Genomic DNA, 22,550 nt, shown 5'->3' with positions numbered 1-22,550 from the left:
TGAGACGGGATGTTGCAGCCCACGATGTCAGCGCCTGGCCGATTGTTCCCCGTCAGCACCCCTGAGACAAACTGAGGGTCTTCCCGAAGGGAGGATTTCTGGTTCATCGTAGCCGCAAGGAGCGAAGATGAAACAGAAATCCGGGCCGGATAAAGCGCCGGCAGAACAAGTTCTCAAGAACATTCGGCGTCAGACACGCCGGCAGTACTCGGCGGAAGAGAAGATCCGCATCGTGCTGGAGGGGCTGCGCGGCGAGGAGAACATCTCGGAGCTTTGCCGCCGTGAAGGCATCGCCGCCTCGATGTATTACGGCTGGTCGAAGGAGTTCCTCGAGGCCGGCAAGCGCCGGCTGGCGGGCGACACGGCCCGCGCCGCAACGTCCGGAGAGGTGAAGGACCTTCGTCGTGAGGCCACCGCCTTGAAGGAGGTCGTGGCCGATCTCACCCTGGAGAATCGCCTGCTTAAAAAAAGCATGAGCGGGGATGGGGAGGACGACGCATGAGGTATTCTGCATCCGAGAAGGCCGAGATCATCCAGCTGGTCGAGCAATCACATCTGCCGGCCAAGCGCACACTGGACAAACTCGGCATCCCGCGCGCCACTTTTTATCGTTGGTATGACCGATACCGTGAGGGTGGGCCTGAGGCGCTGGATGACCGCCGTTCACGACCAGATCGTGTCTGGAACCGGATCCCGGACGATGTCCGCCGCCAGATCCTCGACCTGGCGCTGGATCTTCCAGAACTGTCGCCGCGAGAGCTGGCCGTACGATTCACCGACGAGAGGAAGTATTTTGTCTCGGAGGCGTCGGTCTATCGGCTGCTGAAGGCGCATGATCTCATCACCAGCCCAGCCTATGTGGTGATCAAGGCGGCGAACGAGTTCAAGGACAAGACCACAGCTATCAACCAGCTTTGGCAGACGGACTTCACTTACCTCAAGATCACCGGCTGGGGATGGTACTATCTCTCGACCGTGCTTGACGACTTCTCGCGCTACATCGTGGCCTGGAAGCTCTGTGCCACCATGTGCGCCGAGGACGTTACTGCCACGCTCGACCTAGCGCTCGCGGCCTCGGGCCTTGATCACGTCACCGTCGTGCACAGGCCACGGCTTCTCTCAGACAATGGCTCATCTTATGTGGCGGGCGATCTGGCCAAGTGGCTCGAGGCCAAGGGCATGGAGCATGTGCGCGGGGCACCGTATCATCCCCAAACTCAGGGAAAGATCGAGCGTTGGCACCAGACCTTGAAGAACCGCATTCTGCTCGACAACTACTACCTGCCCGGCGATCTCGAACGGCAGATTGACGCCTTCGTCGAACACTACAACCACGTCCGCTATCATGAGAGCATCAACAATCTGACCCCGGCCGACGTCTACTTCGGCAGGGCCGAGACAATCCTCACCGAGCGAGAACGCATCAAGCGAGCAACCATCGCAAACCGACGCTTGCAGCATCAGCTGCAGGCCGCTTAAACTCTAACCCTGATGAGCCAGAGCCTCTCTTCGCAAAACGCCTGAGCAGTCTCAAATTATCTGCCGACGGACAGAACCGACCTAGAGACCGGCGCATCCTTATCCAATGACCGATGCGTTCTGATGTCGTTGTAATAGCGTGCATAGGATCGCAGAATTCGGCGCAGACGCGCCTCGCCCAAGACAATGACGTGGTCCACACATTCTCGCCGGATCGATCCAATCAGCCGTTCGGCATAGCCGTTCTGCCATGGCGAGGCTGGTGCGGTAGGCTTGTCCCGGATGCCCATAGCACGCAATCGACGTGTGACGACGGCACCATAGATGCGATCCCTGTCTCGGATGAGATACCGTGGGGGCATCATCCCAAGGAAAAGCCTCCGTTATTTGACGTGCAACCCATTCTGCCGTCGGATTTGCTGTGACGTTGATCCAGATGAGGTCTCTGCGGTCGAGCCGGACGATGACGAAGACATAGAGCAGGTTGAAGCCGATAGTTGGAACAACGAACAAGTCCATGGCGGCAATGTCCGACGCGTGGTTACGCAAGAAGGTTCGCCATCCCTGGCTGGGCGGCCCCCGTCGCTTGACCATGTACTTGGCGACGCTCGACTGCGCCACCTCAAACCCGAGCTTGAGCAGTTCGCCGTGGATACGCGGCGCTCCCCAAAGCGGGTTCTCGACGCTCATCTGTCGGATCAGCGCGCGCAGGTCCGTCTCGATCTGCGGCCGTCCTCCCAGTGATCGTGACTTCCACCGCCAACAGCAGCGAAATCCCGCCCGATGCCAACGCACGAGCGTCTCGGGACGGATGATCGTGAGGACCTGCAGGATCGACGGACACCATCGATACAACTGGATAAAGAACCAGCGGTCGTTGTTCGTGAGCCGGACGCGACCATGCAGCTTACGCTTCAAGACAATCAACTGATGTCGAAGCACCGCATTCTCAGCTTCAAGCCGCAACTTCGACTTGAATGGCGAGGCCAGGACGGCCAGAACGAAACAGAGCAGCCCGATCATTCCGCCAGCTTAGGCGATTCCATCACGTCATCAACTCGGATAAGGTTTTCGGTACACACACCGGTCCACTGATAGCAGAATAAGGCCCTTCTCAGCAATGGATCCATCGCTTCACAGGATCGTGGAAGCCGCTCCCCGATCGTCACCAACGCCTTCGTCGGAACCACCAAACTTTATGAGCAGGGAGGTCGGGACCACGTCGCGTTTGCCAACGTTGGATTCACACATGCTCTGACGACTCTGGCTCGAATACCGAACCTCGTCTCGATCAACTCCGCGGTCGAGGTCGATCTCTTCGGTCAAGTCAACTCTGAGACCATCAGAAGCAGATCCGTGAGTGGCGTCGGCGGCGCCCTCGATTTTATTCGCGGCGCCAACGCGCTGCCGAACGGGCGGGCCATTGTGGCACTTCCTTCTGTCACAACCAACGGCGAGTCACGCCTGGTTACTTCCTTCAAGGCCGGCGTGCCGGTAACCATACCTCGCGCCGACGGGATTATTGTCGTCACGGAAAATGGCATTGCGGATCTACGAAACTTGTCGGCAAATCGACGCGCGGAATCGCTTATCGCGATCGCAAGTCCTTTACATCAGGATCGTCTGGCGAAGGAATTCGTCGACGGCAAGAACTGATGCCCGGCAGTGCAGCACGCAAGGTCGAAGCGCCGGGGCGTCAGCCCGCAGCACCATTGATCTGCCTCTACTTGATATCGTATCCCTTCCAATCAGAAGCGATCTGGATCGCGTTCTTAGCAGTGTCCCAGCGATATACGCGGTAGTACTGCTTGGTCCGGAAGTGGTTATCCTTGGTCCACTCGATCGGTCCGCCGCGAAGGCCCTTCGTATCAACCTTCAATGTGGACATGACGTCTTTTAGCTTCGCTGAAGTCACCGGCCACCCGGCCGCCTTCAACGTGGTCTCAATCGTCATGCCTCCGATCCAGCCATCGGACATCTGCTCCGGCTTGTAGGTCGAAGCAGCATCCTTCGCGGCCTTCGAAATTTCTTTTTGGACAGCGAGGTCCTCGAAGAACATCGCATTGGCACCCATCGCGTACAGTTCGCCATCCTTGATCTGTGCCAATTCGGCCTCTGTCTCGGGCAGCACATTGAGCGCGTAGCTGCCGCTCCAGCCAAGCTTACGCAGCGCACCAAACGTCTTGATCTCCGTGATCCAGGGGGCCCAGCAATATACCCAATCAGGACTGCCCTGCATGATTTTGGTCGCAAACGGTGTGTAGTCGGCGGTCGCCGGCGGGATGTTTTCCTTTCCGATCACCTTCATTCCGGCTTCCGTGGAAAATTTCTCGGCAGCATCGATCCCGAGCCGCGAGACCGGAATTGCCATCGCCGCGAGGCCGATATTGATTTTGTTGCCCGACTTTTCCTTGATGAAGTCGATGGTGGCGCGCGCATCGTGCGCGGCCGAAAACGAGGTTGTGCAGAACAAAAACGCGTTTGCCGGCGGATACACTTCCGACGGACAGACCGACCCGGCGAACAGCAGAGGAACTCCGGCACGCTGCGCCTCGGCGATCATCGGCGCGAAAGTCGACGAAAGACTGGTGTTGATAAGCAGCGAAACATTATCCTGCGTCAGCAGCTTCTTCGCGTTCGCGGCCGCCTTCGACGGCTCGCCCTGGTCATCCTGCACGACCAGCGTGATCTGACGCCCGTTGACGCCTCCCGCCTTGTTGAGACGATCGATATAAAGTCTTAAGCCTTCGGCAGCGCCCGCAACGGTGCTCGCGCCAGGACCCGTAAGGGCTGTGCTCATACCCACGACATAGGTTTCCTGCGCATGGGCCACCGTCCCCATGAGAGCAAGCCCGGCTGAAATAATCCCTACTCGAACAAATCGCATTTTAGCTCCTCCTGACATATTGGTTATGGTCTCTGCGTCATTGCTTCATGGCCGCTTCTGCGGCAGCCTTTGGTGATTGCATTGTGTTGCGGGCTTGATCGCTCAAATCTCGGGCGCATGACCTCACGCCTCCCCCAGATAGGCCTTGATGACGTCTCGGTTCGCGAGCACGTCGCGGGGTGCGCCGTCGGCAAGAGAGCGCCCGTAATCAAGCACATGAATCCGGTCCGCAAGATCGGAAACCATTTCCATATCGTGCTCGATCCAGATCACGGGCAATCTCAGTGATGACTTGCTCTTGAGGATCAGATAGGCGAGCCCTTCGCGGTCATCGCGCGACAAACCCGCCGATGGCTCGTCGAGCAGAAGGACCGAAGGCTCGGCCGCGAGCGCGCGCGCAAACCCCACGATTTTCTGCTGACCGAAAGAAAGATCCCCGGCGATAGCATCCCGGTAGCGCTCCAGTTCGACGAACTTCAGCACGCCGTCGACGTGGGCGCGATGCCGCTCTTCCTCGCCTCGCGCGGCATGTGTGCGGAATATCTCGGACAAAGTAGTGGTGCCGATGCGCGCATGGCGGGCGGCCAAGAGATTGTCAATCACGGTCATCTGCGGGAACAATTCCCCGTGCTGGAACGTCCGCGAAATGCCGAGCCGTGCAACGCGATCCGGCTTGAAGCCGGTGATGTCGGTATCGCCGACATGAATGCGGCCCGAGGACGGCCGGTAAAGACCGCTGATGCAATTCAGCATGCTGGTCTTGCCCGCGCCGTTTGGCCCTATGAGCGCAAGAAGTTCGCCAACGCGCACATTCAGGGATATTCCATTCAGGACCGTCAGTCCCCCAAACGCGAGAACGATGTTCTCTGCAAAAAGTGCAATTTCGCCGGGCGCGGCGGCGTTTACCGATGGATGACGGATCTCTGCGTGAACAGCGGTCATGCGAACAGTTTCCCGCCGTTCAGTGCGCCCCGCGCCATCGCTATATCCCGGTAGTTACGGCGATCGGATCCTGATGAACCATGGCCGAGGTACGCGTTCTGCACCGATGGATCTTCGCGCAGGTCCATAGCCGCACCCGCGATGGTGACTCGCCCGTTTTCAAGGACGTAAGCATAGTCGGCAATCTTCAGCGCGACGCTTGCGCTCTGTTCAACCAGCAGAATGGTCAAGTTCATCTCCCGGCGCAGCGAAACCAGACGTTGAGCAATGTCCTCCACGATGACCGGGGCAAGCCCGAGCGACAATTCATCGATCAGCAACAAGTGCGGCTTGCAGACGATCGCCGCACCGATCGCGAGCATCTGCCGCTCGCCACCCGACAGCAGACCGGCCGATTTGCGGGAGTGAGTCACCAGCCGCGGAAACGTTTCAAAGACCAGCTCAACCAGCTGCGATCGCTCTGCCCTGGTGAGATTCGGCGAGGCGACCGCGTCAAGATTCTCCAGCACCGTAAGATTCGGAAACACCTTGTCGCGTTCAGGAACGAGCCGCATTCCGAGACGCGCCACCCGGTCCGGACGCCAGTTCTCGATCGATTGGCCGCGATAACGAATTTTGCCCCGCGACACGCGCGCGTTGTCCAGACCGATAAAGCCCGAGATGGCGCGCAGCGTCGTTGTTTTTCCCGCGCCGTTGGCGCCGAGCAGCGCTGTAACCTGCCCCTCCCTGATATTGAGAGAAACACCGTGAAGCGCCGCGATGGCGCGCTGATAGATCACCTCGACATGTTCGACTGAGAGAATGACAGCGCTGTCGGTGCTCATAGCGCTTTCTCCACCGCGCGCGCACGAACTCGCGTGATCGAAAGCCGGCTGCGGATTCGCCGCCCGATCGCAACCAGACCGCCAGGCTCCAGCACTAGGAACAGGATCATGACCAAACCGAATGCCGTGTAATTGAAAGCGGACACCTGATTAGCGTGTCCGCTAGCACCGGGCAGCAGCATGACAAGGGCTTCGATGGCATAGGGCAGTATGGTCAGAAACGCCGCGCCGAGAATTGCGCCAGCCAGTGATCCCATCCCGCCGACGATGATCATTGCGACGTACTGGACCGAGAGCATCAGCGGGAATGCATCCACCGACACGAAACCGCGATAGGAAGCGAACAGCGCGCCGCCGACTGCGGTGATTGCCGACGAGATCACGAACGCCATCAACTTGGCGCGGGGAACATTCACGCCGAGAGCTGCTGCAACCGCCTCATTGACATGCATCGCGCCCCAGGCACGCCCTGTGCGGCCTCGCAGGAGGTTGCGTACCAACCAGAACACCAGCGCCACCGCGACCAGGAGGACGACGTACCATCCGCGGCCATCGGTCAGGTGATAACCGAAGATCGACGGCGGTTCGATCAGAATGCCGGTCGAGAAACCGCGCTTGGTTTCGTACTCGCCACCCAGATAGATCACGACGAAATGGAGCGCGAGCGTGCTCACGGCGAGGTAGAGGCCGCGCAGACGAAGGCTTGGCAGGCCGAACACCAGTCCCAGCACCATACCCGTCACCGCAGCGACAGGAATCGTCAGGAAAACCGGAACATTCAATTCCTTCGTGAGAATTCCCGTCGTGAAAGCGCCCGCCGCAATCAATCCCGCATGTCCAAGCGAGACCTGCCCTGCAAATCCGGTCAGGATCATCAAGGACAGCGCGCCGATGCAGGCGAGAAACACCTGACAGGCGAGATCGATCTGGAACGGCGAGGCAAGCAGCGGAAACAGGATCGCGACGGCAAGAAGGACCACGCCCCGCACCCACGAAAGCGCACCGGGATTGTCGGAGGTTGCAGGATCAAACACGATCGAGCGCCTCCCGCGTTCCGAAGAGACCCCATGGCCGGATTGCGAGCGCCACGATCAGAACGAGAAACGGCACGACATCGGACAGCAAAGGATCCGCGGTCTGAATGAGAACGACCTCAATGGCAGCGATCAGAAGCGATCCGATCAAGGCACCAACGAGGCTGTCGAGACCGCCGACGAGCGCAGCCGGAAACGCCTTCAACCCGATCATGGTCATGGTGCCGTCGAGGCCGGAATCGAGAGAAATCAGGATTCCGGCGGCAGCTCCGGTGAACGTCGAAAGCCCCCACGTCAACGCGTAGATGGCATTCAGATTGATCCCGCGCTGTGCGGCGAGCAGCGGGTTCTGGCCGACCGCGCGCGTGCGAATGCCCCACTGCGTGAGATAAAGGCCCGCGAATAACGCCAGATAGATCAGGACAGTCACGACGACCAGCGCCAACGATAATGTCGAAATGCGCGCATTTGCGAAAAGCTCAATCGAGTTGTTCGACAGGCCGATTATCCGCGCTGGATACTGCTGTTGCGTCGACCAGATCAGGATCACAAGACCGCGCAGCATGACGCCAAGCGCAATGGTTGCCAGCACGGCCGCCAAAACGGCCTGACCCGTCATGCGCTGGATCAGCATGACATAGACCAGAAAGCCGACCAGAGCGCTGAGCAGCGCGGCGCCGGAAAGCGCGATAACGGGCGACGATGAAATGCCTGACGCGACAGCGATCAAAAGATAACTGCCAAGCATCATCAGCTCGCCGTGCGCGAGGTTAAGAACCCGGCTCGCTCGATAGACGAGGACGTAACCGCTCGCGATCAGCGCATAGATCGCCGCGAGGACCACAATATTGACGACAAGCTGCATGGTGTTTCCCGAACCGCTCAGCAATCGATTCGCGTCAGCCGGCGTCCGGCAACGCGGAGAGCGCGCGCGGCGAAGACAGCAAAAACATCGCGACATTGAATTTTGAAAATCACATCAACCTCCCCTTGACATCAAATCTGATTGTTCGTATATCGAACATATGGTTGTTTTCTTTAACATAGAGCCATAATTCAGATGCCTGTCAAGCGCGCTGTTAAACGAGCGAAACCGGAATCCAGTCGCCGTCCCGCGGAAGGTATGGGAGGGTTGGCGAAAGGCCTTGCCATCATCGAAGCGCTTTCTTCGCGCGGCGTGCAGAGCGCGGCCGATGCGGCGCGAGCCGCGCAGTCGACACGCGCGGCCGCGCGGCGATGCCTGCTGACACTGGTTGCGCTTGGCTACGTCGAGCGCGTCGGGCGCGAATTCCGGCCGCTTCCCAGACTGCGCAATCTCGGTCAGCCCGGCGGCCTGCGCGACAGACTCATCGAGACAAGCGCGGAAATCCTCGCCTATGGCCGCGACAAGCTGAACGAGTCACTCTCGCTCGCCGTACTCGAAGGCGAGAACGTCCTGTTCATCGCACGTGCGGAAGCTGAACATATTGTCTCAACCGGCGTGCGCATCGGTGCGCGGCTTCCGGCTTATTGTTCTGCAACGGGCCGCGTACTCCTCGGGTCACTCGATGACGACGACATTCACGAAATCATCGACGACAAAGCACTCGTTCAACGCACTCCCAAGACGATCGTAAAGCCCGCCCTGATCTTGCGGGAAATCGGCGGCAGCCGAACAACCGGCTTCGCAATCAGCGACGAGGAACTCGAACTTGGCATGCGGTCTCTGGCCGTGCCGGTGCACGACGCCGACGGCAAGATCGTCGCCGCACTGAGTGTGAGTGCCTATTCGGCGCGTGTGAACCGCAAGGTCTTCTCGACGCAGTTTCTCGAAGTCATCCGCGATTGCGCCGCGCAGTTGGAGGAGCGATGTTTCGGCAAACGGACCTCGCCTGCAGTCGCCAAGAAGTGACTCGCGGCATTACGCTGTTTCTTCCGAGATAAACTTCGTTGTCACATAGGCGTCGAACGTCTCGCTCCCGCCCTCGCTGCCAACGCCGCTGTCCTTGATGCCCCCTAGCGGCGTCTCGGGCAGCGCGATACCGAAATGGTTCACATTCACCATTCCAGCTTCCAGGCGCGTCGAGGCGTAATGTGATGTCTTTAGAGATCGCGTAAACACGTAGGATGCCAGCCCGTAAGGCAGGGCGTTAGCTCGGGTCACGACCTCGTCGACCTCGCGGAAAGACGTAATCGGCGCAATGGGACCGAACGGCTCTTCCTGCATGACGCGGGAGTCATCCACTGCATCGATAAGGACCGTCGGCGGAAAGAAATTCCCGGGCCGCGATAATGATTTTCCACCCGTCACGACGCTGGCACCGCGGCTGCATGCATCGGCGACCAATTGCTCCATCACACCCACGCGCCGCTTATGCGCAAGCGGGCCCATGGTGGTCCCCGCGTCGAGGCCGTCACCCAGCGCTTGGGATGAGAACGCCTTGGTGAACGCATCGGTGAACTCGTCACGCACCGCTTCATGAACATAGAATCGGCTTGGCGCCATGCAGACCTGTCCCGCATTCAACGCCTTCAACCGCGCGAGCAGCGCAGCGGCCCGCGGAATGTCGGCATCGTCGAACACGAGCACAGGGGAATGACCGCCCAGTTCCATCGTCACGCGCTTCATATGCGCGCCAGCCAAAGATGCGAGCTGCTTGCCGACAGGGATAGACCCCGTGAACGATATTTTGCGTACGATCGGTGAGCGGATCAGATAATTGGAGATTTCAGCAGGAACGCCCCACACGACGTTCAGACATCCGGGAGGCAGACCTGCTTCGTGAAACAGCCTCGCAAGGGCAACGGCCGCGCTCGGCGCATCCTCTGCCGGCTTGATGATGAGCGTGCATCCTGCCGCAAGCGCGGCCGATATCTTCCGCAAAGTCTGATTGAACGGAAAATTCCATGGCGCGAAGGCGACGCAGACGCCTACGGGTTGTCGCACCACGGTCTGCCGGACGCTGGGGGTGCGTGGCGGCACTACCCGGCCGTATATGCGGCGCCCCTCCTCCGCATGCCACTCGGCGTGATCGGCGGCGGAATACACTTCATGACGCGCCTCGACGAACGGTTTACCCTGATCGCGCGTCAGATCGCGGGCAATGATATCTGCCCGCTCCCGTATCAGTTCGGCAACACGCCGCAGAATACGGCTGCGCTCGAGCGGCGAGGTCCAGCGCCATTGATCGAAGGCGCGCGCCGCGGCATCGAGCGCACGGTCCATATCTTCCTTGGTGGCATGCGGCAACTGCCCGAGTATCGTATCATCCGCTGGATTGAATACCGGCTCGCCTTGGCGGCTATCATTCCCGATGAATTGACCATCGATGTACATCGATAGCGCAGCGTAAGGCGCAGGCTGGTGAGCGTTCACAGGAATACGCTCCCGCCATCGACGGCCAGGGTCTGCCCGGTGATGAAAGCGGAGCCCTCTCCCGAGAAAAACAACAATGCGCCGACAAGGTCCGCAGGCACCTGGTCACGCTGGATCGAACGGCTCGACCGCCTGATAACTTCACCCATTTTCTCTTCCATGCCGGCAGCGAGCACGCCATCACTCAGCGTGAAGCCCGGTGCAATCGCATTGACTGTGATACCGTCGCCGCCAAGCTCTCGCGCCAGCGAGCGTGTAAATGACACCACAGCGCCCTTGCTGGAGGTGTAGTGGAGCATGAAGGGGGCCCCCTTCAGTTGCGACGTGGATGCGATATTGACGATTCGCCCGCCGCCTCGTGCACGCAACGCAGGCAGTGCAGCCTTGGCGCAAAGGAAAGGCCCCAGCGTATTGACCTCCATCACCTTCATCCATTCTGACGGCGATATCTGGTCGAACGGCTTCAGAGTCAGAGATGTAAAAATGCCTGCGTTGTTAACGAGCACATCCAGTCCGCCGAATGTCTTGTTCGCGACCGCAACCATGTTTGCAGTGTCTTCAACGCTGGTGACATCAGCCTTGATGCCAACAACGTTAAGGCCGTCGGCCCGAAGCTTTTCCGCCGCAGTGTCAGCATTCTGCATGTCGGCAACCATGACCGAATAGCCGTTCTCCGCCATTGCACGCGTCAGCACGAGGCCGATGCCGCTTGCCCCGCCGGTTACGATCGCCACGCGTTCGCTTTTCTTGTCAGACATGAATTCTCCTCAGAAGCATCTTGGACCATGGCACAATGGCCGAGGACACGGTGCCGAAACAAAACCAGCGAGTGGCGAAATTTTCAGGACTGCCGGTCCGGAATCCGGACCACCAGGGTTTCGATACTGCTTGTGACGTTGAGCTGGCAGCTCAAGCGGCTGCTTTCCAGCCGCTCTGCCGTAGCGCTTTCCAGCATTTCATTCTCGACATCACCCACTGGTGGAAGGAGATCGGCCCCCTCGTCATCCACATAAACATGGCATGTCGCACACATCGCAGCGCCGCCGCACTCTGCAACGATACCCGAAATCCCGTGGCCAACCGCGGTGCGCATCACGTTAGCTCCCGACTCGACCTGAATGGCTGTCCGTTGACCATCCGGCTCCACGTAAACAATCGTCGGCATCATTCACCCTTGTTATCTTTGGCCACAAAACGCAGCGGGAGCGACGAATATCCACGGACTGTATTGTTGAAATGCAATTCCGGCTCGCCGAGCGCCTCGATCAGCTCCACCTGCGACGCCAGCGCCTTCAATACAATTTCCGCTTCAAGCCGCGCGATCATTTGTCCCGCGCAACCGTGAATTCCGGTGCCGAAGGCCACGTTGGCGGCGGGCTTGCGGTGCACGTCGAACGTATCCGCGCCTGCCCAATGGCTCGTGTCGCGGTTCGCCGACGCCACCAAAACAAGGACCTTCTGGTTCTTGTCGAGTTGCACCCCTTCCAGAGTCACCGGCCGTGTCGTCGTGCGGTAGAAGGAATGGAACGTGCTGTCGTAACGCAGCACCTCCTCGATCGCCTGCCTTGCGATGGCCGGGTTATCGCGCACGATGGCCCACTGCTCGGGATTGCGGGCGAAACATGCAAGCGCATTCCCAATCGTGAAGATCGTGGTGTCTAGCCCCGCAGATAACATCGTCCGCACCAGCATCCCTGCTTCCTCGTGGGTGATCTCGCCGGCGTCAGCCGCGGCATACAATTCCGCGCCGAAACTACCCTCGCTCAGGTTCTTGCGCTGGCAGACCTCGTTGATCCACGTAATCGAAGGGCCGAGCTTCGCCAGGCACTCGCGGAAGCGATCGTTCTGCGGACCGAACGCGTTGAACACCATGTCGCCATAAGGAAGCAGATGCTCGCGGCCATCCGGCGGCAGCCCGACAGCATCGGCAAACACCTTCAGCGGATACGCCTCGGCGAGATCCTTGACCCCGTCGCAGACGCCCTTGATCACCAGGCGCGATACCATGGCCTGCGCTTCCTGCTCAAACCGCTCGCGAAGCCTGTTCAGCGATCGCGGCGAGAGAATGCGTGAGAAGACCTTGCGGGTTCGCGAATGGTCAGGAGGATCCACTTCGAGAATGATGCTCGGCTTCCGCCACGGCGTCTCGGTATGGAAATTGGTAAGGCCGACGCCCGCGCTGGAGCAGAAGGAGTCATGTTCGGTCAGGACGCGTATCACCGAGTTGTAACTGCCGACGGCATAGGTCCCGTACTTCTGTATCCAGACGAGCGGGCCTGCTTCGCGCATTTCCTGATAGTACGGATAGGGATTCGACATCACCTCGTCCGAATACGGATCGAACGTGATGACGGGCACGCCCGGCGGTACATTTCCCAACCGGATCGTGTCGACCTGATCATAACCAACCTGCGACATCGATTCCTCCATTCCACCTTTTTGAACATGCCAGTGTCGGAGCGGCCGCTTCCGCATCCGGGTCGATCAAGCGGCACTCCGATCAGAAGCCGGATCGCTTGGGCATGCGAACATTTATTTGTTCGTCGTTATTAGTTCGTTATACGAACGTTGGCCGATATACGGCTTTGGTTTACAAGCCTCGCTTTTTTGTGTCAACGTTTTGTCGAGCGAGCAGGCTGCGCGTCTCGCCGAGCGATTAGCGCATGTTGCATCGAGCGCCGCATCAGACGTCGAAAAAGACCGTTTCGCGATCTCCTTGAAGGCGAATATCGAAGCGGTATTCCACTCCATCAGCCTGACGCTTCGCGACCAGTGTCGCCCGCCGCTCCGCGGGAACAACTTGCAGCACCGGGTCGCTTGCATTGGCCGGCTCGTCATCGAAATAAATGCGCGTAAAGGCATGAACGAGCATGCCACGTGCGAACACTGCCACCAGGATATGGGGAGCCTGGTATCCGCCGAACGATCCCTCTACTGGACCGGGCTTGATGGTGCTGAAAGCAAACACGCCGTCTGCTCCGGTGGCACAGCGGCCGAAACCCTTGAAGGCCGTGTTCGACAAACCGCCGCCGGCATCCTGCCCGCTTTGGAAACGCCCCTGCCCGTCAGCCTGCCAGATCTCAATCATGCCGTCAGGGACAGGCGATCCGTCGCCGTCATATAAAGTCCCCTCAAGTCGTATTCGGCTCCCAATTAGTTTGGGGGTGACGAGATCGTTGGTCGCGACGTCGTTCCACGCATAACGGCCGTTCGGCGTCAGACCATAGGCGAAGAACGGACCGACCGTTTGAGAAGGCGTTATCGTTGACATTACCGACTCTCCATAGGAGTAGCATCTCGCCCGCGCAACACGATATCGAAGCGATAGGCAAGCGCCCATCCGGGCTGGGTGCTCTCCAGATCGAAACTGGAGACCATCAGCATGCGCGCCCTTTCATCCGTCACCGCATTGAAAATGGGATCGAAGGCGAACAGCGGATCATTGGGAAAGTACATCTGCGTCACAAGGCGGGACACGAACGCCGACCCGAACACCGAAAAATGGATGTGCGCGGGGCGCCAGGCGTTGTGGTGGTTGCCCCACGGATATGCGCCGGGCTTGATCGAGACGAACTTGTAGTAGCCCGACGCGTCCGTCATCGCGCGGCCCGCGCCGGTGAAATTGGGATCGAGCGGCGCCGGATGTTGATCGGCAACGTGGACGTAGCGACCGCAGGCGTTGGCTTGCCAGACCTCGATGAGAGCGTTCGCGACCCCTCGCCCACCTTCATCGCGCACATGCCCGTGCACGATGATCCGCTCACCAAGTGGCTCACCCGCATGCTGTGCCGTGAGATCGTTGTCATGCGGTCGGACAGCATCCTGGCCATAGACCGGCCCGGTCAGTTCAGACAGCGTCTGCCGAACCATCACGAGCGGCTTCTGCGGCGCGCGCTTCAGACTGCTCTTATACTCAGAAGATAGCCGCGCCGGATGAACCGCGCTGCTTTCGATCGGATAAACCAACGCCATCGCTCAAATCCTCGTTAACTGCCGTGCTAATAGTAAGCCGCTGAAATTGACCGGCCGGGATAAACGCCGCACCCGTTCCAGGATTTCAAACGAAACTTTTGAGCGGCTGCTGCGCATCGGCGAGCGCGTCGGGCGATATTCGAACACGCTTTGCAATCAGTTTGCGCGCGGCCATGTGATCGGCTGGCGAGTTGACGCTATCGACGGCGACGAGCCGCCGGTCCCGGAAATGCAGCGCCGAGAAACGCCCGTCTTCAGGAGTGCCCCGCAAGATCACATCGTCCCCCGCCGCCGACAGGCCCGCAATTTGAAGCTTTGTTTCGCCCTGATCGGACCAAAACCAGGGAACCGCACCATGCGCTATGCTTTGTCCGAGTATAGCGCCCGCCACTGACTTCGCCTGATCGACCGCATTCTGGACCGACTCGATCACCGACATATCAGCGACACCGAACGGATGCGGATGAGAGGCGTTATCGCCTGCGGCGTAGACACCATCGACCGACGTGCGGCCGCAGTCATCCACAATAATTCCGCCGTTCGTCGCGAGGCCCGCTGCCACCGCCAATTCCCGCCGCGGCTCGACACCGATGCCCACCACCACCAGATCCGCCGGAATACGCCGGCCATCGCCGGTGCACACGCCGGTGACTCGTCCCTCGACGTCTTCAATGGAGGTTGCGCTCGTATTCAGATGGACCGCGACGCCCTTGTTCCGGTGCGCCTGCAGAAAGAACTCGGAGATATCCGGCGCCACTGCCCGCCCCATGAGTCGCCCACGTTCCTCCAGAATGGTGACATGACGGCCCAACAATGCTGCCGTGGCAGCGACTTCGAGCCCGATGAAGCCACCGCCGATGATGACGATATGCACCGCTTCAGCGAGACGCCCGTGAAGAGCGATAGCGTCGCCAAGGCTGCGCAACGTGATCACCGCGTCGAGATCGCCGCCGGGAATTGAAAGTTTTCGAGGCCGCGCGCCGGTCGCCAGAACAAGCTGGTCGAAATGATAGCGCTTCCCGCTCCGCGTACTCGCAACGCGTTGCGTCAGGTCGATATCGGAAACGAGACTCGCCCCCACAAACTCGATGCGCTGCTCCGTATAGAACGCCGCCTGACGGAAGGAGAGACTGGAAACCTCGCTGGCATCCTTCAGAAACGCCTTCGACAAAGGTGGACGCTGATAGGGCGCGTAGGGCTCCGCCCCGAGAAGCGTGATTGGCTCGGCGTAGCCTCCGCTTCGCAGCGAACAGGCGACCTGAAAGCCGGCTTGGCAGGCTCCAACGATGACGACTCCGTTCTTGTTCATTCCTCAACCCGTACAATTTATCCCGTTCGATATACGAACATTGTTCGAATATAAGATACGGGGCGACATTCTGTTGTCAACTGGCAGGCATCCTGTCAGCGATCGATGTTCGACATGCGCACGAATTTTTATGCGGCGGCGGCCGCGATCACCTTCGCGCAAAGCTTCCCGAGACAGCCATCGAGAAGCTGCTTCTGGACTTTCGGCAGCAACCTTCCCTCGCGATCGAACGGATTCTCCACCGTTCCCATCTCCAGATGCTGCGGAATGACAACCGCGCCAAGTTCTCGAAGAAATTGCTGAAGCGCCGGCTGGCCGCGCAATCCGCCGGTGCCTCGACCGAATGTTCCACACAACGCAACTTGCATTCCATCTAAGGGCGTCCGGAGTTTCGGATCACATCGCCGCAACCAGCCGATCGCATTTCTAAGTATGGCGGAATAAGTGCCTGTGTATTCGTCGGAGCTCATGAAAACGCCGGAAACGCTATCGAACGCGGCCTTGAGACGAACTGCTTCTTCCGGCCGGTCATGTTCCGAAGCATTCTCGAGGTTCGGAAGATCGAACTGCATAAGGTCGAGACTCACAGGTTCGACGCGGTCCCCGAAAGACTGCTCCGCGACCACGGCCGCCGCGCTCGCCAGTCTCCAGTTCGCCGAGCCGATATGACTGCTGCCGGAAAGAAAAAGTAACTTTATCAAGATCGATCCTCACGGTGAAGGAAGACGCCTGCCGTTGTGCGCAACGAAGAAGCTGCGTGAAGGCTTTTGCAACCGGCACAGCGCGATGCGCATCGAGAAGGCCAGAACCTTGACACTAAAGGAGCTCGCTTGTAAACAAAATCCGGATAGCGACCGATGTTCGCATACCGCACAATTTTCCAAGGAATTCCCGATGACCGAGCATGCTCGCCTCGAGTTGGAACGGCCCGAATGGTCGAAGGAAGAAGGCGTCCGGCGGATTCCTTATTGGACCTTCATCGACAAAGAGCTGTTCGAGCGTGAGAAGCAAAAGCTCTTCAACGGCCCGACATGGAATTTTCTGTGCCTCGAAGTCGAGTTGCAGGTTCCCGGCGACTTCGTCGCGGTTCATGTGGGCGAAACGCCCGTGATCGTTACGCGCGACCGCGACGGTGAACTTTACGCATTCGAAAACCGCTGCTCGCATCGCGGTTCGCTGCTGGCTCTTGAGGACCGCGGCAATGTGAAGGATTTCACCTGCGTCTATCACGCATGGACGCACAATCTGCAGGGCGACCTTGTCGGCGTCGCATTCAAGGACGGCATCGGCGGCAAGGGCGGCATCGCCAAAGACTTCTGCATGTCCGATCAGGGGCCGCGAAAGCTGCGGGTCACCGTGTTGTCAGGGCTTGTCTTCGGCAGTTTCGACGAAAACGTGGACGATATTGAAGATTATCTTGGCCCCGAAATCGTCGGACGGATCGCGCGAGTCCTTGATGGCCGCAAGCCGGTGGTCCTTGGACGCTTCACGCAGATCCTGCCGAATAACTGGAAACTGTATGCCGAAAACACCAAGGACAGCTATCACGCCAGCATCCTGCACACATTCTTCACGACTTTTGAACTGAACCGCCTCTCCCAGCGCGGCGGCATCATCGTCAGCGAGAATGGCGGTTCACACGTCAGCTACTCGATGATCGATCGCGAAGCGGAAGCCGCCAAGACGAAGGACGTCTACTCAGATCAGAATATCCGCTCGCAGTCGGACCTGAAGCTTTCGGATATGTCGCTGCTCGGCAACTTTAAGGAATTCAAGGACGACATCACGCTGCAGATCCTGTCGGTGTTTCCGAACTTCGTCCTCCAGCAGATCCAGAACGCCCTTGCCGTGCGCACCATCCTGCCGCGCGGAACGGACAGCATGCACCTGAAGTGGACGTATTTCGGCTTCGAGGACGACACGCCGGAGCAGCGCAAGACAAGAATGAAGCAATCCAATCTCGTCGGTCCGGGCGGTTACGTATCGATGGAGGACGGCTGCATCGGCGGCTTTGTCCAGCGCGGGACCATCGGGTCACCCGACGAACAGGCTGTGCTTGCGATGGGAGGCTACTCGACCGACAGCAGCGACGACCGCATCACCGAAGCGGCCATTCGCGGCTTCTGGAGAGAATACAGGCTGAGGATGGACGTATGAGCAGTTTAAGCGAGCGCCAGCAGCTCGTGACTTTGATCTCCATGGTTCAGGCGCGTTACGTGAGAGAGATCGACGACGGCGACTGCACATTGTGGCCCGATTTCTTTGTCGATGACTGCTTTTACAAGATCACAACTGCGGATAACTACGCCCAGAATCTTGAAGCCGGACTGATGTGGATGGACAGCAAGAACATGCTGCGCGACCGCATCCTGTCGCTGCTCGAGGCCAACGTTTACGAACGCCACTCTTACCGTCATCTGATGGGACAACCCTACATCACCGATGTCGAAGGAGACGAACTCGATTCCGAGACCTCTTTCATGGTGGCGAGAATTACGCGCGAGGGCCCGACCGACCTCTTCGCGACCGGACGTTATATCGACCGCTATCGCCTGACAGACGACGAGCCGAAGCTGGTCCGACGCATCGTCGTGCTCGACAGCGGCTACATCGATACGCTGCTAGGCTTCCCGCTCTGACAATCCGCTCGAACACGCAGCGCGCAACTTGTCGCGTTCGCTGCCGAGAGAAACAACATCGGAGGCTTTGTTGCGCTTTACGATAACGATCGCGAACAGCGACATTGCGTTCGATTGCGCACCTGACGAGACCGTGCTGGACGCCAGCGAACGCGCCGGCTACTCGATTCCCTATTCATGCCGCAAGGGAGTCTGCTCGTCCTGCGTCGGCGGTATTGTCTCAGGTCAGGCCGTGGTGCGTGGCCAAGGTATCTGCACCGGCCCGATGAGCGATGTCCTGCTATGCCAGGCTCGCCCGCAGAGCAATCTCGAGATTTTACCGGCCCGCATTCGAGAAGCCGAAATCATCCAGCGCAAAATCTTCACGGCGAAAGTCCGCAAACTAGAACGACCCGCACCCAACGTTGCGGTGATCCATCTCCGGCTGCCGATCGGACGGCGCGCCATTTTCCGCGCCGGCCAGTATCTGCGTGTATTGATGGCGGACGGCGATTCGCGGAACTACTCGATGGCGAACGCGCCCCAGAAAAGTGACGAGTTGGAGCTTCACATCCGTTATGTCCCCGGCGGCAAGTTCTCGGAGGACATTCTGACGCGTCTCGACAAGACCAGCACGCTGGATATCGAACTGCCTTATGGCGAGTTCAGCCTGAACGAAGAATCGGACTGCCCTGCGATTCTGATCGCCACCGGTACCGGATTCGCGCCGATAAAGTCGATCATCGAAAGCAATATTCGGCAGGGATCGACGAGGCCACTTCATCTGTATTGGGGTGCCAATACCGAAGCCGATCTTTATCTGCTGGATCTCGCGCGAAGCTGGGCCGAGACGCATGCATGGTTCAGTTTCACGCCGGTCGTTTCGAATCCCTCGACGCAATGGGGCGGACGCACGGGCCCTGTTCATCGCGCCGTGCAGACCGACCACCCCGATATGTCCGGACTGGAAGTCTACGCCTGCGGCGCGCCCATCATGATTGAGTCGGCACAACGTGATTTCCGCACGGAGGCCGGATTGAAGGACGACGCGTTTTTCAGCGACGCATTTGTGCCATCCGGTGATGGCGGTGAGAGCGCTACCGCAGCCGCCTAGTCCATCACACGGAGATTTCACGGCAGCGTGAACGAATGTCCATCACTCCTACCGAGCGTATTTCATGAGTAACACCGTCAACGCCATTGCCTTGACCATCGGAGATCCCAACGGTATCGGGCCGGAGATCGCGATCAAGGCCGCCGTCGCCCTCGCTGGCAAGCCGGGCCCGAAGATCATTCTCGTCGGCGATGGTCATGTCATTCATTACTATGTACAGCGCCACGCACCCGGCGTTGAATTGATTTCCCGCCAAGGCGCGCGCACCGACGGGCCGCACGTAATTCTCTGGCACGCCGTGAATTCGTTGCCGCCGGATCGCTTCAGGCCCGGCCACATCGATGCCGCCGCTGGACAGGCAACGGTTGATTATGTCGCCGCCGCGATCGCTCTGGTGCGATCCGGCGCAGCGGATGCGATTGTCGGTTGTCCGCACAACGAGACCGCGGTGAACACTGCAGGCATCCCGTTCTCCGGCTATCCGGGTTTGATCGCACGGCTCACGGAGACCGAGGAGAACAATGTCTTCATGATGCTGGTCGGGGGCGGCCTGAGAATCCTGCATGCGACTCTTCACGAGCGGCTACATGACGCGCTGGCACGGCTAAGCCCGGCTCTTATCGAACAGGCCGGTGCAACCTGCGTGACGACGCTGCAGCGCCTCGGTATCGAGAATCCGCGGATCGGAATCTTCGGCATCAATCCCCATGCGGGAGAGAATGGCCTGTTCGGCGATGACGACGATCGCATCACGGTGCCTGCCGTGAAACGGATGCGCGAAGCCGGCTTTCTTGTCGAGGGCCCGATCGGCGCAGATATTCTGCTGACGCGGAAAGACATCGATGGCTTCGTCGCGATCTATCACGATCAAGGTCACATCCCGGTCAAGCTTCTGGCCGGACGAAACGCATCCGCGCTTTCGGTCGGATCGGACATTATTTTTTCGAGCGTCGGACACGGAAGCGCCTTCGATATTGCCGGTCAGGGCAAGGCGGAGGCCACCGCCGTGCTTCGCACGCTGCGGCTGATCGGAAACCAGACAGCAGAAGCTCGCACTCCAGATGACGGGATCAACATAGGGGGATGACCTGTCCCAGCAAGCGGCCGCTTTTCCGAAACAATGGCCAATCAGGCCGAAACAAAAACAAACAATCCAGGGAGGAATATCACCATGACGCATGTCTTTCAGATGCGCATATCATTAGGCGTGGCTTTGTGCGCGGTTCTCTTTTCTTCAGCCGTCCGGGCAACCGAGGATGCTAACTATCCGTCTCAGACCATCAAGATCGTCGTGCCATTCCCCGCGGGAGGAACAGCCGACATCTTGCCGCGCATCGTCGCGGAGAAGTTACGTCAAAAATGGGGGCAACCGGTCATCATCGAGAACAAGACCGGCGCGGGCGGCAATATCGGCGCTGAGTTCGTCGCGAACAGCGCGCCCGACGGCTATACGTTGCTGGCGAGTCCTCCAGGACCCATCGCCATCAATGAAGGGTTGTACAAGAAGCTTGCGTTCCGGCCGGGCGATCTCGAGCCCGTGACGCTTCTGGGCACTGCGCCAAATGTTCTGGACGTAAGAAGCGATTTTCCCGCGAAAACCGTCCGCGAGTTGATCGACTACGCCAAAGCCAATCCAGGCAAGGTGACTTTTGCTTCGCAAGGCAACGGTTCAACGTCTCATCTGACGGCAATGCTGTTCCAGAGTCTTACGCAAACGCAAATGACCCATATTCCTTATCGTGGCACGGCACCCGCCCTGCAGGACATCATGGCGGGTACGGTCGATATCTTTTTCGACAACCTCGGCTCGTCGCTCAGTCTTCAGCAGGGCGAGAAGCTGCGTATTCTGGGCGTGTGCAGCCCTGAACGCACACCGTCGCTGCCCAACACTCCAACCGTCAGGGAAGCCGGCGTTTCCGACTTTTCGTCTGTGACATGGTTTGCAATGATGGCGCCGAAAGGCACACCGCAACCCACGCTGCAAAAGCTCAACGCCGCCGTTACCGAAATACTCCGCGAGCCGGACGTCAAGTCCCGGTTTGAGGCTCTCGGCGTTCAGGCGGCTCCTATGGATGTGCGGGCCACGGCGGACTTCGTGGGTAGCGAACGCGCAAGATGGAGCAGCATTGTCAATTCTGCGAACATCAAGATCGAATGATACACTTGATAATGGCAGACGCGCCGGCACGAGCACATGCTGGCGCGTCACTCCTCAATTGTGATTATTCGATGCGCTACCGTACTAGTGCCTTTTCCATAAAAAACAATATGCGAAAGAACTCACGGATCGGAGCACAACAAAAACAGCGGATCAGCTCTTGACATTTAAAGACCTATTTCCCCAACGTAAGAAGCTTCGTAGTCTTTAATGGTTAAGTATGATAGTTCACATCAACCTCAGCGATGGTAAGCCCTATCTACTTTCTGTGGCAGACGCGATCGCGACGCTCAGCGACGAGGCAGGCTTCCAATCCGGCGATCAAGCAAGAATAACATGTGGCGGCCTCAGGCTACCGTCCGGCGAGATTATCATTCTCACTGGACTTTTGTTTGAGCGCGGCAATCGCCACGTTTTTATAGTTTGGCTGCGTAGCTCAAAAAGGTGCCGAGCCAGAGATCGCTCGGAGTCACTCGATTTCGACACCGCTGAATTGGCTGACGCCATGGTTGACGTCCGTGGTGAAGTAACCTTAGCCGACGGCAGAGTTATCCGGGCGGTTCAACCTATTCCCGCGAAATTGCCGTACGAAATCACCGATCTTGATTGGCGGATGGTTCATCAGACGATTTCAGCTGCAAAGGCAGAGGATCGTTGCTATCTCCATCTGCCAGATTGTGGAGAGGCTGATTTAATAGCGACCGCTCGCGAACTGAACCTCCTCAATTACACCGCTCTGCTAGGTTTGGACAAGATTCCGTATCTGAAGGTGATACAGGGGGAACTGCTCAAGCATGATCCGAAAGTGTTCCCCGTCAGCACCCCTGAGACAAACTGAGGGTCTTCCCGAAGGGAGGA

Annotated in this window: 23 protein-coding genes; 9 read left to right on the top strand and 14 right to left on the bottom strand. The window is 58.9% G+C overall.

The genetic code is table 11. From position 1 onward, the window contains the following. The first annotated feature begins 127 nt into the window (after positions 1-127). Positions 128-1,479 (top strand): IS3 family transposase gene (locus HMPREF9695_RS02365; protein ID WP_085947357.1). Its coding sequence is split into 2 segments (ribosomal slippage): positions 128-464 and positions 464-1,479, totalling 1,353 coding nucleotides; the frame shifts between segments, so codons are not numbered across the junction. Between the two features lie 56 nt (positions 1,480-1,535). Here HMPREF9695_RS02365 and HMPREF9695_RS27160 read toward each other — a convergent pair. Beyond that, entirely contained in the window at positions 1,536-1,769 is a 234-nt protein-coding gene (locus HMPREF9695_RS27160) for an integrase core domain-containing protein (protein WP_081758652.1), read from the bottom strand. Positions 1,770-2,607: 838 nt separating this feature from the next. On the opposite strand from HMPREF9695_RS27160, the gene HMPREF9695_RS25440 reads away from it, so the two are divergent. Further along, entirely contained in the window at positions 2,608-3,135 is a 528-nt protein-coding gene (locus HMPREF9695_RS25440; RefSeq protein ID WP_081758646.1) for an acetyl-CoA hydrolase/transferase C-terminal domain-containing protein, read from the top strand. A 67-nt stretch (positions 3,136-3,202) separates the two neighbouring features. Here HMPREF9695_RS25440 and HMPREF9695_RS02350 read toward each other — a convergent pair whose 3' ends face one another. The 5 genes from HMPREF9695_RS02350 to HMPREF9695_RS02330 all read right to left on the bottom strand — a co-directional run bounded on the left by HMPREF9695_RS02350 (position 3,203) and on the right by HMPREF9695_RS02330 (position 8,031). Then, on the bottom strand, positions 3,203-4,366 hold the full coding sequence (locus HMPREF9695_RS02350) for an ABC transporter substrate-binding protein (RefSeq protein ID WP_006019170.1): 1,164 nt from the start codon (positions 4,364-4,366) through the stop codon (positions 3,203-3,205). 123 nt (positions 4,367-4,489) lie between these two features. Continuing rightward, positions 4,490-5,308, bottom strand: a complete 819-nt coding sequence (locus HMPREF9695_RS02345) for an ABC transporter ATP-binding protein (RefSeq protein ID WP_006019169.1) — start codon at positions 5,306-5,308, stop codon at positions 4,490-4,492. After that, entirely contained in the window at positions 5,305-6,132 is an 828-nt protein-coding gene (locus HMPREF9695_RS02340) for an ABC transporter ATP-binding protein (RefSeq protein WP_006019168.1), read from the bottom strand. The genes HMPREF9695_RS02345 and HMPREF9695_RS02340 overlap by 4 nt, the downstream gene beginning before the upstream one ends. Next, positions 6,129-7,166, bottom strand: coding sequence for a branched-chain amino acid ABC transporter permease (locus HMPREF9695_RS02335; protein ID WP_006019167.1), 1,038 nt, complete (start codon positions 7,164-7,166; stop codon positions 6,129-6,131). Before HMPREF9695_RS02335 ends, HMPREF9695_RS02340 begins: the two co-directional genes overlap by 4 nt. Then, positions 7,159-8,031: a branched-chain amino acid ABC transporter permease gene (locus tag HMPREF9695_RS02330; protein ID WP_006019166.1), complete on the bottom strand. Its 873-nt coding sequence runs from the start codon at positions 8,029-8,031 to the stop codon at positions 7,159-7,161. Before HMPREF9695_RS02330 ends, HMPREF9695_RS02335 begins: the two co-directional genes overlap by 8 nt. A 267-nt stretch (positions 8,032-8,298) precedes the next feature. Between HMPREF9695_RS02330 and HMPREF9695_RS02325 the strand changes: the two genes are divergently transcribed. Beyond that, complete coding sequence (locus HMPREF9695_RS02325) at positions 8,299-9,057, top strand: IclR family transcriptional regulator domain-containing protein (RefSeq protein ID WP_204367752.1); 759 nt, start codon at positions 8,299-8,301, stop codon at positions 9,055-9,057. Between the two features lie 9 nt (positions 9,058-9,066). Here the strand turns inward: HMPREF9695_RS02325 and HMPREF9695_RS02320 are convergent, their stop codons facing one another. The 8 genes from HMPREF9695_RS02320 to HMPREF9695_RS02285 all read right to left on the bottom strand — a co-directional run bounded on the left by HMPREF9695_RS02320 (position 9,067) and on the right by HMPREF9695_RS02285 (position 16,503). Then, entirely contained in the window at positions 9,067-10,521 is a 1,455-nt protein-coding gene (locus tag HMPREF9695_RS02320; protein WP_006019164.1) for an NAD-dependent succinate-semialdehyde dehydrogenase, read from the bottom strand. Then, positions 10,518-11,279, bottom strand: a complete 762-nt coding sequence (locus tag HMPREF9695_RS02315; RefSeq protein WP_006019163.1) for an SDR family NAD(P)-dependent oxidoreductase — start codon at positions 11,277-11,279, stop codon at positions 10,518-10,520. The genes HMPREF9695_RS02320 and HMPREF9695_RS02315 overlap by 4 nt, the downstream gene beginning before the upstream one ends. A gap of 83 nt (positions 11,280-11,362) precedes the next feature. Beyond that, complete coding sequence (locus HMPREF9695_RS02310; protein WP_244434453.1) at positions 11,363-11,689, bottom strand: 2Fe-2S iron-sulfur cluster-binding protein; 327 nt, start codon at positions 11,687-11,689, stop codon at positions 11,363-11,365. Further along, the gene (locus tag HMPREF9695_RS02305) at positions 11,686-12,939 is read right to left on the bottom strand and encodes a cytochrome P450 (RefSeq protein WP_006019161.1); all 1,254 of its coding nucleotides are present in this window, start codon (positions 12,937-12,939) and stop codon (positions 11,686-11,688) included. The genes HMPREF9695_RS02310 and HMPREF9695_RS02305 overlap by 4 nt, the downstream gene beginning before the upstream one ends. Positions 12,940-13,204: 265 nt before the next feature. Beyond that, the gene (gene pcaG, locus HMPREF9695_RS02300; RefSeq protein WP_006019160.1) at positions 13,205-13,792 is read right to left on the bottom strand and encodes a protocatechuate 3,4-dioxygenase subunit alpha; all 588 of its coding nucleotides are present in this window, start codon (positions 13,790-13,792) and stop codon (positions 13,205-13,207) included. Then, positions 13,792-14,493 carry a protocatechuate 3,4-dioxygenase subunit beta gene (gene pcaH, locus HMPREF9695_RS02295; RefSeq protein ID WP_006019159.1) on the bottom strand — a complete coding sequence of 234 codons (702 nt, stop codon included), beginning with the start codon at positions 14,491-14,493 and terminating at the stop codon, positions 13,792-13,794. Before pcaH ends, pcaG begins: the two co-directional genes overlap by 1 nt. 85 nt (positions 14,494-14,578) lie before the next feature. Continuing rightward, positions 14,579-15,802, bottom strand: coding sequence for an NAD(P)/FAD-dependent oxidoreductase (locus HMPREF9695_RS02290; RefSeq protein ID WP_006019158.1), 1,224 nt, complete (start codon positions 15,800-15,802; stop codon positions 14,579-14,581). A 128-nt stretch (positions 15,803-15,930) separates the two neighbouring features. Continuing rightward, the gene (locus HMPREF9695_RS02285; RefSeq protein ID WP_006019157.1) at positions 15,931-16,503 is read right to left on the bottom strand and encodes an NADPH-dependent FMN reductase; all 573 of its coding nucleotides are present in this window, start codon (positions 16,501-16,503) and stop codon (positions 15,931-15,933) included. Positions 16,504-16,696: 193 nt separating this feature from the next. On the opposite strand from HMPREF9695_RS02285, the gene HMPREF9695_RS02280 reads away from it, so the two are divergent. From HMPREF9695_RS02280 to HMPREF9695_RS02255, 6 genes are all read left to right on the top strand, one after another. Further along, positions 16,697-17,959 (top strand): aromatic ring-hydroxylating dioxygenase subunit alpha, encoded by a 1,263-nt coding sequence (locus HMPREF9695_RS02280; protein ID WP_006019156.1) that lies wholly within the window; start codon positions 16,697-16,699, stop codon positions 17,957-17,959. Continuing rightward, positions 17,956-18,441 (top strand): aromatic-ring-hydroxylating dioxygenase subunit beta, encoded by a 486-nt coding sequence (locus HMPREF9695_RS02275; RefSeq protein WP_006019155.1) that lies wholly within the window; start codon positions 17,956-17,958, stop codon positions 18,439-18,441. The genes HMPREF9695_RS02280 and HMPREF9695_RS02275 overlap by 4 nt, the downstream gene beginning before the upstream one ends. A 70-nt stretch (positions 18,442-18,511) precedes the next feature. Beyond that, on the top strand, positions 18,512-19,534 hold the full coding sequence (locus HMPREF9695_RS02270) for a 2Fe-2S iron-sulfur cluster-binding protein (RefSeq protein WP_006019154.1): 1,023 nt from the start codon (positions 18,512-18,514) through the stop codon (positions 19,532-19,534). A gap of 64 nt (positions 19,535-19,598) precedes the next feature. Further along, positions 19,599-20,621 carry a PdxA family dehydrogenase gene (locus HMPREF9695_RS02265; RefSeq protein ID WP_006019153.1) on the top strand — a complete coding sequence of 341 codons (1,023 nt, stop codon included), beginning with the start codon at positions 19,599-19,601 and terminating at the stop codon, positions 20,619-20,621. Positions 20,622-20,654: 33 nt separating this feature from the next. After that, on the top strand, positions 20,655-21,692 hold the full coding sequence (locus HMPREF9695_RS02260) for a Bug family tripartite tricarboxylate transporter substrate binding protein (RefSeq protein WP_152544232.1): 1,038 nt from the start codon (positions 20,655-20,657) through the stop codon (positions 21,690-21,692). 220 nt (positions 21,693-21,912) lie between these two features. Further along, on the top strand, positions 21,913-22,530 hold the full coding sequence (locus tag HMPREF9695_RS02255) for a hypothetical protein (RefSeq protein ID WP_006019151.1): 618 nt from the start codon (positions 21,913-21,915) through the stop codon (positions 22,528-22,530). Positions 22,531-22,550: the final 20 nt, after the last annotated feature.

The organism is Afipia broomeae ATCC 49717 (assembly GCF_000314675.2).
GTDB lineage: Bacteria > Pseudomonadota > Alphaproteobacteria > Rhizobiales > Xanthobacteraceae > Afipia > Afipia broomeae.
Note: the sequence above shows the minus strand (reverse complement) of the source record. Positions and strands in the feature narration are given on the sequence as shown.

What these genes read in the sequence shown, in the direction of transcription:
- HMPREF9695_RS02275 (WP_006019155.1), top strand. Translation starts at nt 17,956, where the DNA reads ATGAGCAGTTTAAGCGAGCGCCAGCAGCTCGTGACTTTGATCTCCATG.
- HMPREF9695_RS02340 (WP_006019168.1), bottom strand. Translation starts at nt 6,132, where the DNA reads ATGAGCACCGACAGCGCTGTCATTCTCTCAGTCGAACATGTCGAGGTG.
- HMPREF9695_RS02310 (WP_244434453.1), bottom strand. Translation starts at nt 11,689, where the DNA reads ATGATGCCGACGATTGTTTACGTGGAGCCGGATGGTCAACGGACAGCC.
- HMPREF9695_RS02290 (WP_006019158.1), bottom strand. Translation starts at nt 15,802, where the DNA reads ATGAACAAGAACGGAGTCGTCATCGTTGGAGCCTGCCAAGCCGGCTTT.
- HMPREF9695_RS02345 (WP_006019169.1), bottom strand. Translation starts at nt 5,308, where the DNA reads ATGACCGCTGTTCACGCAGAGATCCGTCATCCATCGGTAAACGCCGCC.
- HMPREF9695_RS02315 (WP_006019163.1), bottom strand. Translation starts at nt 11,279, where the DNA reads ATGTCTGACAAGAAAAGCGAACGCGTGGCGATCGTAACCGGCGGGGCA.
- HMPREF9695_RS27160 (WP_081758652.1), bottom strand. Translation starts at nt 1,769, where the DNA reads ATGGGCATCCGGGACAAGCCTACCGCACCAGCCTCGCCATGGCAGAAC.
- HMPREF9695_RS02260 (WP_152544232.1), top strand. Translation starts at nt 20,655, where the DNA reads ATGGCCAATCAGGCCGAAACAAAAACAAACAATCCAGGGAGGAATATC.
- HMPREF9695_RS02255 (WP_006019151.1), top strand. Translation starts at nt 21,913, where the DNA reads ATGATAGTTCACATCAACCTCAGCGATGGTAAGCCCTATCTACTTTCT.
- pcaH (WP_006019159.1), bottom strand. Translation starts at nt 14,493, where the DNA reads ATGGCGTTGGTTTATCCGATCGAAAGCAGCGCGGTTCATCCGGCGCGG.
- HMPREF9695_RS02280 (WP_006019156.1), top strand. Translation starts at nt 16,697, where the DNA reads ATGACCGAGCATGCTCGCCTCGAGTTGGAACGGCCCGAATGGTCGAAG.
- pcaG (WP_006019160.1), bottom strand. Translation starts at nt 13,792, where the DNA reads ATGTCAACGATAACGCCTTCTCAAACGGTCGGTCCGTTCTTCGCCTAT.
- HMPREF9695_RS02305 (WP_006019161.1), bottom strand. Translation starts at nt 12,939, where the DNA reads ATGTCGCAGGTTGGTTATGATCAGGTCGACACGATCCGGTTGGGAAAT.
- HMPREF9695_RS02350 (WP_006019170.1), bottom strand. Translation starts at nt 4,366, where the DNA reads ATGCGATTTGTTCGAGTAGGGATTATTTCAGCCGGGCTTGCTCTCATG.
- HMPREF9695_RS02265 (WP_006019153.1), top strand. Translation starts at nt 19,599, where the DNA reads ATGAGTAACACCGTCAACGCCATTGCCTTGACCATCGGAGATCCCAAC.
- HMPREF9695_RS02330 (WP_006019166.1), bottom strand. Translation starts at nt 8,031, where the DNA reads ATGCAGCTTGTCGTCAATATTGTGGTCCTCGCGGCGATCTATGCGCTG.